12 protein-coding genes are annotated in these 11,213 nt (G+C 34.1%); 11 read left to right on the top strand and 1 reads right to left on the bottom strand.

Annotated elements, in window-relative coordinates:
• Positions 1-8 precede the first annotated feature (8 nt).
• From arfB to ACXX8U_RS11345, 9 genes are all read left to right on the top strand, one after another.
• Positions 9-410 (top strand): alternative ribosome rescue aminoacyl-tRNA hydrolase ArfB, encoded by a 402-nt coding sequence (gene arfB / locus ACXX8U_RS11385; protein WP_458565945.1) that lies wholly within the window; start codon positions 9-11, stop codon positions 408-410.
• Between the two features lie 238 nt (positions 411-648).
• On the top strand, positions 649-2,799 hold the full coding sequence (locus tag ACXX8U_RS11380; protein ID WP_458565944.1) for a TonB-dependent receptor: 2,151 nt from the start codon (positions 649-651) through the stop codon (positions 2,797-2,799).
• A 546-nt stretch (positions 2,800-3,345) separates the two neighbouring features.
• Positions 3,346-3,597, top strand: a complete 252-nt coding sequence (locus ACXX8U_RS11375; RefSeq protein ID WP_458565943.1) for a hypothetical protein — start codon at positions 3,346-3,348, stop codon at positions 3,595-3,597.
• Between the two features lie 176 nt (positions 3,598-3,773).
• Positions 3,774-4,493, top strand: a complete 720-nt coding sequence (locus ACXX8U_RS11370) for a GLPGLI family protein (protein ID WP_458565942.1) — start codon at positions 3,774-3,776, stop codon at positions 4,491-4,493.
• 421 nt (positions 4,494-4,914) lie between these two features.
• The gene (locus ACXX8U_RS11365) at positions 4,915-5,172 is read left to right on the top strand and encodes a hypothetical protein (RefSeq protein ID WP_458565941.1); all 258 of its coding nucleotides are present in this window, start codon (positions 4,915-4,917) and stop codon (positions 5,170-5,172) included.
• 76 nt (positions 5,173-5,248) lie between these two features.
• Entirely contained in the window at positions 5,249-5,956 is a 708-nt protein-coding gene (locus ACXX8U_RS11360; RefSeq protein ID WP_458565940.1) for a GLPGLI family protein, read from the top strand.
• Positions 5,957-6,030: 74 nt separating this feature from the next.
• Complete coding sequence (locus ACXX8U_RS11355) at positions 6,031-6,276, top strand: hypothetical protein (RefSeq protein WP_458565939.1); 246 nt, start codon at positions 6,031-6,033, stop codon at positions 6,274-6,276.
• A 59-nt stretch (positions 6,277-6,335) separates the two neighbouring features.
• Positions 6,336-7,049: a GLPGLI family protein gene (locus ACXX8U_RS11350; protein WP_458565938.1), complete on the top strand. Its 714-nt coding sequence runs from the start codon at positions 6,336-6,338 to the stop codon at positions 7,047-7,049.
• 5 nt (positions 7,050-7,054) lie between these two features.
• Positions 7,055-9,724 carry a carboxypeptidase regulatory-like domain-containing protein gene (locus tag ACXX8U_RS11345; RefSeq protein ID WP_458565937.1) on the top strand — a complete coding sequence of 890 codons (2,670 nt, stop codon included), beginning with the start codon at positions 7,055-7,057 and terminating at the stop codon, positions 9,722-9,724.
• On the opposite strand, the gene ACXX8U_RS11340 is transcribed toward ACXX8U_RS11345, so the two are convergent.
• A complete protein-coding gene (locus ACXX8U_RS11340) occupies positions 9,725-10,138 on the bottom strand; it encodes a Rieske (2Fe-2S) protein (RefSeq protein WP_458565936.1) in 414 nt (137 codons plus the stop codon). It abuts the gene before it with no gap.
• 161 nt (positions 10,139-10,299) lie between these two features.
• On the opposite strand from ACXX8U_RS11340, the gene greA reads away from it, so the two are divergent.
• Positions 10,300-10,776 (top strand): transcription elongation factor GreA, encoded by a 477-nt coding sequence (gene greA, locus ACXX8U_RS11335; RefSeq protein WP_236362585.1) that lies wholly within the window; start codon positions 10,300-10,302, stop codon positions 10,774-10,776.
• Between the two features lie 42 nt (positions 10,777-10,818).
• Positions 10,819-11,208, top strand: coding sequence for an HIT family protein (locus ACXX8U_RS11330; protein ID WP_458565935.1), 390 nt, complete (start codon positions 10,819-10,821; stop codon positions 11,206-11,208).
• The last annotated feature ends 5 nt before the right edge of the window (positions 11,209-11,213 follow it).

The following is an 11,213-nucleotide window of genomic DNA, read 5'->3' as shown; positions in this document are numbered from 1 at the left end:
TTCTAAAAATGGATAAAACACAATTACAATCAGAGATACAATATAAAGCGGTTAGGAGTAGTGGAGCTGGCGGTCAAAATGTGAACAAAGTATCTTCAAAAGTAGTGTTGAGTTTTGATTTGAAAAATACACAAGGCTTGAGCGAAGAACAAAAGCAGTTGGTCGCGACGCAATTGCAAACACGTTTAACGGCGGATGGGATTTTAAATTTAAGTTGTGACGAAGACCGAAGTCAGCTTCGAAATAAGGAATTGGTAACAAAACGATTCTTTGAATTGGTAAAAAAAGCACTGATTGTACCCAAAGAACGAAAACCTACCAAGATTCCTAAAGGTGTCATTCGCAAACGAATAAAGGATAAAAAGAGCGCTTCCGAAGTGAAAAAAAACCGTCAAAAACCCGATTTTTAAAATTTATTTCAATTCATAATTTGTAATTCACTTTTTATAATTAGTTTTGCACTGTCTCAAAGGGGTGCTCTAAATAACGAGCTGAGATCATACCCAAAGAACGGGAACAGGTAATGCTGTTTACGGAAAATTGACAAAATAGTAGAGTGCACGCTAGTGTCTTGTCATAGTAACAAATCATTTTATTAATTAAAACAAAAAAGAATAATTCCCCCTTTTATTCGTAATCTTTTTACGGATGAAAACTTTATTTTTCAAAAATGACCAAGTGCCAATGGCCGAGCGTCAAACAAAATTAATGCGAGTATTTTTTATACTTCTCACATTTTACACTTCACTTTTCACATTTGCACAGGTAAAAGATACTACTAACGTCAACAAGCTTGATGCGGTTTTAGTATCGGCAGTACGTGTTACTACAAAAACACCAGTTAGTTTTAGCAATCTCACTAAAAAAGAAATTAAATTCAGAAATCTAGGTCAAGACATTCCTATTTTAATGAACTATTTACCATCTGTTGTCACTACATCTGATGCAGGAAATGGTGTGGGCTATACAGGTATACGAGTGCGTGGTAGTGATGCTACACGTGTAAACGTAACCATCAACGGAATTCCTTATAACGACTCCGAAAGTCATGGCACTTATTGGGTGAATATGCCTGATTTTGCTTCATCTGTCGAAAGTTTACAATTGCAGCGTGGAGTAGGAACCTCTACGAATGGAGCGGGTGCTTTTGGCGCAAGCCTTAACATGCTTACCGATAATTTTGCCAATAAAAGTACTGGCGAAATTTCCAATTCGTTTGGAAGTTTCAATACACGTAAACATACCGTGAAATTCAGCACCGGATTGATGAACGATCATTTTGAAATTGCAGGCCGTTTGTCAGCTCTAAATTCGGATGGGTTTATTGACAGAGGTGCTTCGGACTTGAAATTGTATTTTTTGCAAGGAACGTATGTTGGTAAAACTACATTAATCAAAGCCTTGGTTTTTGGAGGAAATGAAAAAACATATCAGTCTTGGAACGGAATTGATGGCGAAACTTTGAATGCCAATCGCAGATTCAACTCGGCAGGTGCTTTTACAGACGAACAAGGCAATATGCGTTTTTATGATAATGAAACCGATAATTACCAACAAGATCATTCGCAGTTGCATTGGAACGAAAAATTTTCGGATAAATGGAGTACTAACTTTGCTTTGCATTACACCAAAGGAAAAGGGTATTACGAAAATTACAAAGAAGATGCTGACTTTGCAGAATATGGATTACAGCCTTTTGGTACAGTAACGACAACCGATTTAGTACGTCAAAAATGGTTGGATAATGATTTTTATGGAACCACTTTTTCAGCTAATTACAAAGACGAGTCAGTAGATGTCATTTTTGGTGGAGGCTGGAACAAGTACGAAGGCAATCATTTTGGAGAAGTTATTTGGGCTCGTTTTGCTTCGCAAAGTGAATTGGGCGACAAGTATTACGATGATGATGCCATTAAAACCGATGGAAATATTTTTGCGAAAGCCATTTATCAAATTTCTAGTCAGTTGAGTTTATTTGGAGACCTTCAATTTCGATCTGTAAATTACAAAGCCGACGGTGTGCAGGCGCTTCCTGTAAATGATACTTTTAACTTTTTTAACCCAAAAGCAGGTTTGACATACACGGTAAATGCAAGCAATGCCTTGTATGCCTCGTACGCAAGAGCCAATAGAGAACCAAACAGAAGTGATTATGTAGGTGGCAATGTAAAACCAGAAAAGTTGAACGACTTTGAATTGGGTTGGAGGTATACTGCTGAAAAAACACTAATTAATACCAATGTGTATTATATGGCTTATAAAGATCAATTAATATTGACTGGAAACCTGGATGATGTTGGCGCACCAATTCGTTCTAACAGTGAAAAAAGTTACCGATTGGGATTAGAAGTAGATGCGACAATTGCATTCAACGATCAGTGGATTATTCGTCCTAATTTTACCTTGAGTGCCAATAAAAACAGAGACTTAGCTGTGGAAGGACAAAACTATGGAACTACAGATATTGCGTATTCTCCATCTATAATTGCAGGAAATATTATAGTGTATTCGCCTATCAAAAACCTGCATCTTTCATGGTTGCAAAAATTTGTGGGTGAGCAGTATATGAACAATATTGAGTTGCCAGCAGCACGATTAGCTGATTATTTTGTTAATGATCTAAACGTTGCATACACTTTTAAACCAAAAACCATATTTAACGAAATAGTCTTAACGGGCTTAGTGAACAACTTTTTAGATAAAAAATACGTTTCAAATGGCTACATGTACGATATCTATCCGTACTACTATCCGCAAGCAGGAACTAATTTCTTGCTGGGTTTGACCTTGAAGTTTTAAAAGAAGAGTTTGTAATTGGAGTAAATCCTGATGGTTCGCTGTCAGGATTTTTTATTTATAGATAGGAGGGAATATCACCAAAAGTGGGTATTGTAGGAGCTTTAAAAAAGAGGTATCCTTGTGTTTGGTAGTTTTAAACTAGCATTTGGTATAATCGTCAAAACGAAATTGGAGGATTCTAGTTTTAATATAATATTTGGAGGTACTAATAATTATTTGTGCGATCATTTTTAAGCAACTTTTTTGTAAAAAAGAATTTAAAATTGAGTAGTCAATAGGTAAAACAATTACTGATGAACAATAAACCAAAAACGTACTTTCAAATTAGTATTTTTACTATCGTTGCCTTTTTCATTTTGTAAAGTTTGGTCTCCATATTCTATTTTTTGTAAAGTATTCAATTTGTATAAGTTATTAAATTTATTAAAAGTATAAACTTGTTAAATTATAGTTAATATTTAAAGAAAATTCTTTTAAATAGTTTTTTTTTTTTGATATTTGACTCGGTTAGCCAAAAAACTATTAATAATTTTAAAAATTTTAAGAATGAAGAAATTAGTATTTACCGCTCTGGCAGTGGTAGCATTTAGTGGAGCTGCAATAGCGAAGACTGAGGAAGTTAAAGAAGTCAAGGAAGAGACATTGTTTACAAATTGCTCTACGGTAGCTCAAGATAAACTTGAGAAATATGAGAAAGACAATGGTTGTTTATCAGGCGCTGGAGCAACATTGATGTATAAGCTTTTTTACGATAGATGCGTTTCAGATAATAAGGAGGCTCATATTTCTGAGAACTGATAAAATCAGGAACTGAAAAGTTTGTTTGATTTAAGTATTTTTTAAAAGTATAGAGAGGTAATGAATTTTGTTTTAAAAGGCATTACCTTTCTAATTTTAATTAAAAAGTTTTATTGATCATTTTTTAAGTTGTAAATTAAATTTAAAAATAATTCTAAATGTATAAATAATTAACAATGATATTAAATTACAAAATGTTGAATTTGCTCTTTCTGCTTTGCAATTTTACTTTAAACAATTCATCAAATTTAAATGTAAATACGGTCAACGCTGTCTATTATAAAATTGACAGATATGATTCTGGTAAAAAAGAGGAAAAATCTGTCGATCCTTCTTACGAAGCATTAAAAGAAGTGGAGTTAGCTTTGTATTTTACAAAAGATGTCGCTGTTTTTAAGCAAATCAATAAAATAAGTTTGGCGGATGATTTGTTTAGTAAAATGGCAAATATAATTGCCGGTGGAGAACGGTATTGCAACCTTGTTACCAAACAAAAATTGGAGCATATGGATACTATGGGAGAAGAGTTTAATCTTGTTCACCCGTTCGAAGAATACACTTGGGAGATAACTTCAGAAACAAAAAAGATAAATGGCTATACGTGTTATAAAGCTATTTCACATACAAGTGAATATTCAAAGTTGAGGAAAAAAAGCATATCAATGGATCCAGTTGTTTGGTTTACACCTGCAATGCCATTTTCATTTGGTCCAGCAGGTTTAGATGGCTTGCCAGGTTTGGTGTTAGAAGGAAGCATAAATGGGAGATTGTATTTTTACGCAACTAAAATAGAATTTGATATCAAAGCTGATAACGTAGATTTTTCAAAACCTAAAAAAGGTAAATTTATTACCCCTGCTGAGTTTGAAGATATCTTACTGCGCGATATGAACTAATTAATTTAAACTGTAAATTCTTTAAAGATAAAGTTGTAAGTTAGTTGAAGTTAATGTTTGACGAATGAAAATATAAAAATTAGTTGTTATCATTTTAGCCGTGGTGATTTTTAGTTGAGTTGTAATGGTGAAACCTCTTAAGGTAAAAAGACAAAACTGTCAGCCAAGATAAATACACAATAAAAACGCAGTCACAAATTAGTTATTTTATCGCTTGTTAAGTTTCTCATTATGTTAAGTTTGCTCTCTGAATTCTATTTATTGTAAAACATTTATTTGTGTCTAGTTATTAAATTTATTAAAAGTATAAACTTGTTAAAATTTAGTTAATATCTAAAGTAAATTCTTCTAAATAGTTTTTTTTTTTGATATTTGACTTGGTTAACCAAAAAAACTATTAATAAATTTAAAAATTTTAATAATGAAGAAATTATTATTTACCGCTCTAGCAGTGGTAGCATTTAGTGGAGCTGCAATGGCGAAGAATTTTGAAGTAAAAGAAAGCATTAAAAAAACGTCAAAGAAAATAACATTTGCGTCCACGGATTGTAATACAGCAAAGTTTGTAGCTTACGTTGATGCGAAAGCTGCTGGATTTAGTCACGAAGCTGCCGTTGGTATGTCCTATTCTGTTTATTTTATGTGTTTGGGATTAAACGATGCCACAATATCGCAATAAACAAGAAACTAAATTTAATTAAAATGTAATGACGCACCAATTTCGATGATTTTGGTGTGTTATTGATATATATAAGATGAATAAAATCATTGTTATTTTAATTTTATATGCAGCTGTAGGTTACAGCCAAGGTAAAAATGTTACGGTGGCTTACGGATTAATAATAGAAAAGGAAGCAGGATTATTTGATAATAACGCCGTGTTAAAAAACATGCTTGAAAAATCCATACTTGAGTCTAAAAAACTAACGTTTCAATTAATCATAACAGAAAATGGTTCTAAATTTTATAGCGAAGCAAATTTAGAGAATGACAGTGCTCCCGGTTTAAAAGGATTTATCTATGGCATGGCACATTATGCAGGCACCGTTTACACCTTAAAAGAAAAACTATTATTTCAAAAGGATTTGTTAGGAAAAAACATTTACACACAAGAGGATTTGAAAGATAATTGGCTTTTGACTAATGAGACCAAATTAATAGATAATTATTTATGTTACAAAGCCACTAATATCTATACAGTAATTAACGGATCTAAAATTTTTAGCCATCCTGTAATTGCATGGTATTGTCCAAAATTACCGTTTCCGCACGGTCCCGTCGGTTATGGAAATTTGCCTGGGTTGATTTTAGAACTTCGGGTACGAAATACTGTGTACGGAGCAAAAAATATAAAACTAGATAGTGATTCAAATTTTGATATCAAAGCTTTTGCAAAAATAAAAATCTTAAATCAGAAACAATTAGAAGAAGCCTATGATAAACTGAATGGTTTTATTGAATAACCATATTTACAAGAAAACTAATCTCCGGAATTTTTTTGTTTAATCGTAATTTAAAAATCAAAAAAAAATTAAGAATGAAGAAAATGATTTTTACCGCTCTAGCAGTGGTAGCATTTAGTGGCGCTGCAATAGCGAACACGGGAGAAGACAAGACTAAAAAAGTTGTAGCAGATGATTGTCAGACTAAGGCAATGAACTATATTGACAATGATTTTGATAAAGACGGAACACATACCGCTACAGAAGTTCATGACGCTTATCAAGCCTATTTAGCTGGATGCTACAGTAAGCCTAAAGAGGCAGCAATAGCAGCAAACTAAATTAATCTTAGGCTTACAAAACGCAAATGTTTTTTGTAAGCCTACTTATTTATAAAAGTATGAAAAATATCAAACAGATTATTTTTGGCTTGTCCATAATTTTTGCTTTTAATTGTCACGCACAAAACTCTTCGGGAAAAATTGCATATAAAATTCAATTGAATGGTTTTGGGACTGATATTAAAAATACAGAAAACAAAGAATTAAATAATGCCATTGTTGAAATTGCAAATAAAAAAACTGCTACACTAGCATTCAATAGCAAGCAAGCAAGTTTTATTCTGGACAATCAAGTCTTGGGCGAAAGTAGTAATAATGCATTACGTATTATGGCTGAGAAAATAGCTTTCATTGAAGTTAATGGTCAAAATTATTTTTTCGATAAAATCAAAAACAAAACAATCATGCAGAATATGGACGGTTTATTGGTTGAAAAAGATAGTGAAAAACTTGATTGGGAGATTACAGCTGAACAAAAACACATTGATGGGTATTTGTGTTACAAAGCAATATATTTAATGAAGTTTTTAAATAGGCGTGGCATCCCAACATCAATACCAATTGAAGCTTGGTTTGCTCCAACTTTACCATATTCCTTTGGCCCCAAAAATTTTTATGGTTTACCAGGTCTCATTTTAGAGCTAACCGATAGAAAAGTTACTTTCTTGGTATCTTCGATTACGATTGTAAAAGACAAGGAGCTTGAAATAGACTTTCCAAAAGGCAAAACAGTAAGCCAAGAGGACTATAATAAAAAAGTACTTTCAAATTAATTTAAATGCATAAAATACTCTTCTGTTTTCTTTTATTTACAACCCTAAGTTTCTCTCAATCCCGCTCCATTACTGGCGTGGTGGCTGAGGAGAACAACAAACCATTAGAGTCTGCAAACGTTATTGCAAAACCCTTACAAGAAAAAGCAAGCTTAAAATTTGCTATTGCTGATAATAAAGGACGCTACCGCTTAGAGCTGGAAAAAGCAGTGAAGTATGAAATTACGGTTTCGTACATTGGGTTTGAAGAGGAGGTATTTGTCCTTGAGGCAGATGCTGTGGTGACTACTCACGATTTTACTTTAAAGTCTACCGGAGTTCAACTCAAAGAAATCGTTATCAAACACGAGTTCAAACCCATCGAAATTAAAAAGGATACCATGACGTTTAACGTTAAAAGTTTTGCCAACGGCAACGAACGCAAAATGAAAGAAGTCCTTGAAAAACTTCCTGGCGTTGAAGTCGATAAAAACGGAGGCGTTACCGTACAAGGTAAAAAAGTTACTAAAATGCTGGTAGAGGGCAAGTCTTTTTTTGGAGGAGGCTCTAAACTTGCGGTTGAAAATATTCCGGCGGATGCACTGGATAAAATTGAAGTCATTGACCACTTTAACGAAGTGGGTTTTATGAAGCAGGTTTCGGATAGTGATGAACTGGCTATGAATGTAAAGCTCAAAGCCGATAAAAAGAAATTTGTTTTTGGTGATGTTGAAGCCGGTGCCGAGGTTGGTAATGCTGACAATGGTTTTTATCTTGGCCACGCCGCTTTGTTTTACTACGCTCCTAAAACGAACTTAAGCTTTATAGGCGATTTAAACAACATTGGTAAACGCACTTTTACTTTTGATGATTTAATGCGTTTTGGTGGTGGAATGAGCACCTTTTTATCAGGTCGAAAATCACTTACGAATTTGTATTCCTTTGCCAATGACAACCAAGATGTGGTGCAGAATACGTCCCAATTTGGCGCGTTTAATTTTAGCCACGATACTTCATCAAAACTGTCTATTTCTGGATTTTCTATTTTTTCAAAAGTGTTGACGGCATCACAAACCGAAAGTAAAAATGAGTATTTGCAAAACAGTGCCATTGCTTTTGAAAACCGACTGCAAGAAGGTACAAATCGGTCTGTTTTAGGAATTGGCAACATCAAACTTGATTATTCGCCTAGCGCTAAAGAAAAATGGTACTACAACGGCCAATACCAGTCGAGTAATAATACCATTTCAAATACCATTAACTCAATTACCAATGTTAATGCGAGTATTTTTGAAACACTCAACAAAGCTGATAATACCGCCATAAAACAATACATCGAGTGGCACAAAAGTTACAATCTAAAACACACCACCACTTTAGTAATCAATCAGGCATACGATTACAACACGCCACGAACCAACTGGTTTACTGATCAGCCTTTTTTGGCAGGATTAATTCCGTTGCAAGAGGATAGCGCGTACCGCATTGAACAAGTTAAAAAAGTAAAAACCAATAGCGTTGATGCACTTTTTAAACATTACTGGATTATCAATAATTTCAATCACTTGTACACCAATGTGGGGAATAATTACGGTAATTCTCGTTTAGAAACCACAGAGCAGCAATTATTAACTAACGGGAATGTCAATGATTTTGCTTTGTCTGGTTTTGGGAACGCGATAAAATACCAATTGAATGATGCCTATGTAGGTTTAGAATATAAGTTCAGAATAGGAAAATGGACTAATAAACCCGGCTTGTATGCGCATTGGTATCATCTAACTACAGAGCAAAAGTCAGGAGAGCGAGCACTTACTAAAACACTTTTGCAACCACAATGGAACAGCGATTACGAGTTCAATAAGTCAGAATCTTTGAATTTTGTATATAGACTAGAAAATAGTTTTGCGCAAGCCACGCAACTGGCCGAACAGTTTACGTTGCAAAATTATAACTTGGTTTACAAAGGAAATGCCTTATTGCAAAACGAGCGTTTTCATAATGCCAACCTGCGTTACACTAAAACGAACTTGTATCGTGGGATCACTTGGAACGCAATGGCGAGTTGGAATCAAAAAGTAAGAACGATTCGTAACGAAATTCAACTTGATGGTATCAATCAGTTTAATACCCCAATTTTAAGCGATAATCCCGAAACGAATTACAATGTTAATGGCTCTTTTAGTAAAAAAATATACCGTTTTAACTTGAGGTTCAATACTAATTTTAGTTGGTTTACGTATTTCCAAACACTAAACAATACCGAAACTTTAAACAATAGGAATAATCAAAGGTTGGGCGTAGTACTGCGTACGGCACACAAAAAATGGCCGGGCTTTAGTATAGGATACAACAAAGGATTTAGTCAGTTTTCGGGCTTGACCCAATCTCAGTTTCAAACCGATGTGATTACCTCTGATTTTGACATTAGCATCGCAAAATTTTGGACGTTCAAATGCAGTTACGAAAATCTTAAAAATACCAATAGTAACAAGCAGAGTAATTTTTACGACATCGCCAATACATCGTTGCGTTATCAAAAAAAGAACAGTCCTTTTGGATTTGAGTTAATAGCAAACAACCTTTTTGATAACAAGGTAAAAAATGATTTTTCCTTCTCGGATTATCTTATCAGTCAACGCACCACTTTTGTCTTACCAAGAGTTTTTATGCTATCTGTAAGTTATAAGCTGTAATTAATTAAAAACTCTCAAAATATCTCCGTTCACTTGTACGCGGTATTGTTTCATAGGATATTGCAAATTGCTCCGTCCTGTAAACAAGCTATAACTCACATTATCGCATCCACAAATAGCATTAATTCCGTTAATGGTCATAGTCGAACAACCGCTAATGGCTTGATTAGGGCAAGCAGCATCAAAGGCATTGTAGCCACTACCCGTGTTAAAAACAATGACACCTCGCGCGCCAATATTGGGTACATAAACGGCATTACTCACAAATTTTAGGTTGGAGTAGGTTGGTAAATTTAAGTTGAGGTCTAGGGTAAAAGTATAATTGGGAACAAAAGGATTGTTGTTGTTTACATTAGATTCACTGCAGGAAAACAGCAGGGATGCAATCACAATCAAGGAGATATATTTTTTCATTTTAAAATAGTGGTAAAGTATTAGCGAAACAAATTTAATTTATTTAACTTTGACTTATATATGATTAACATATAATTATAGTCGAAAAAAAAATTTTACAATTTTGTGGAAAGAAATCCCGTCCTGATGGGATTTTTTCTATTTATATAAATAATGAAGTTATGAGCACAGTATCCTATTACACCGCAGACGGATTAAAGAAATTAAGGGAAGAATTAGATTATTTAAAAAGTGTGATGCGTCCAAAAGCATCTGCAGATATTGCTGAGGCAAGAGACAAAGGTGACTTGTCTGAAAATGCAGAATATGATGCGGCCAAAGAAGCGCAAGGAATGCTAGAAATGCGAATTGCAAAACTAGAAGAAGTGCATGCCAATGCCCGATTAATTGACGAAAGCAACTTGGACTTGTCTAAAGTTTTGGTGTTATCAAACGTAAAGATTAAGAATCAAAACAACGGTATGGAAATGAAATACACCTTGGTAGCAGAAAGCGAAGCCGATCTTAAAACTGGAAAAATTTCGGTAACCTCGCCAATTGGTAAAGGTTTACTAGGAAAATCAGTAGGCGAAGTTGCTGAAATTACAGTACCAAACGGTGTGTTGAAATTTGAAATTCTTGAAATCACTAGAGACTAATTTTGAGATAAAAGTTGAGGTTCAACAAATAAAATTGTAAGTATGTCAAGTATTTTTACCAAAATTATTCAAGGAGAAATTCCGTGTTACAAAATTGCCGAAGACGATCGTTTCCTGGCGTTTTTAGATGTAAATCCAAACGCAAAAGGTCACACACTTTGTATTCCAAAACAAGAAATCAATAAGATTTTTGACATGGATGACGATTTGTATTTGGGGTTGATGCAGTTTTCTAAAAAAATAGCAATTGCACTTGAAAAAACCGTTTCTTGTAAACGCGTCGGGATGGCAGTTGTAGGACTCGAAGTGCCTCATGCGCACGTGCATTTGATTCCGCTAAACGAAATGGACGAAATGCGTTTTCAAAATAAAGTAAGTCTTACCACTGAAGAATTTACTTCACTGGCAGCAGCAATTGCAGCCAACTTGTAAAAATT

It is taken from the genome of Flavobacterium sp. GNP001 (assembly GCF_054343775.1).
The sequence above is the reverse complement of the archived record's forward strand: the minus strand, read 5'-3'. Positions and strand labels throughout refer to the sequence as shown.

Excerpts from the sequence above, each read along its gene's own strand:
- ACXX8U_RS11370 (WP_458565942.1), top strand. The coding sequence starts at position 3,774 with ATGATATTAAATTACAAAATGTTGAATTTGCTCTTTCTGCTTTGCAAT.
- ACXX8U_RS11365 (WP_458565941.1), top strand. The coding sequence starts at position 4,915 with ATGAAGAAATTATTATTTACCGCTCTAGCAGTGGTAGCATTTAGTGGA.
- ACXX8U_RS11380 (WP_458565944.1), top strand. The coding sequence starts at position 649 with ATGAAAACTTTATTTTTCAAAAATGACCAAGTGCCAATGGCCGAGCGT.
- arfB (WP_458565945.1), top strand. The coding sequence starts at position 9 with ATGGATAAAACACAATTACAATCAGAGATACAATATAAAGCGGTTAGG.
- ACXX8U_RS11355 (WP_458565939.1), top strand. The coding sequence starts at position 6,031 with ATGAAGAAAATGATTTTTACCGCTCTAGCAGTGGTAGCATTTAGTGGC.
- ACXX8U_RS11340 (WP_458565936.1), bottom strand. The coding sequence starts at position 10,138 with ATGAAAAAATATATCTCCTTGATTGTGATTGCATCCCTGCTGTTTTCC.
- ACXX8U_RS11360 (WP_458565940.1), top strand. The coding sequence starts at position 5,249 with ATGAATAAAATCATTGTTATTTTAATTTTATATGCAGCTGTAGGTTAC.
- ACXX8U_RS11330 (WP_458565935.1), top strand. The coding sequence starts at position 10,819 with ATGTCAAGTATTTTTACCAAAATTATTCAAGGAGAAATTCCGTGTTAC.
- greA (WP_236362585.1), top strand. The coding sequence starts at position 10,300 with ATGAGCACAGTATCCTATTACACCGCAGACGGATTAAAGAAATTAAGG.
- ACXX8U_RS11375 (WP_458565943.1), top strand. The coding sequence starts at position 3,346 with ATGAAGAAATTAGTATTTACCGCTCTGGCAGTGGTAGCATTTAGTGGA.
- ACXX8U_RS11345 (WP_458565937.1), top strand. The coding sequence starts at position 7,055 with ATGCATAAAATACTCTTCTGTTTTCTTTTATTTACAACCCTAAGTTTC.
- ACXX8U_RS11350 (WP_458565938.1), top strand. The coding sequence starts at position 6,336 with ATGAAAAATATCAAACAGATTATTTTTGGCTTGTCCATAATTTTTGCT.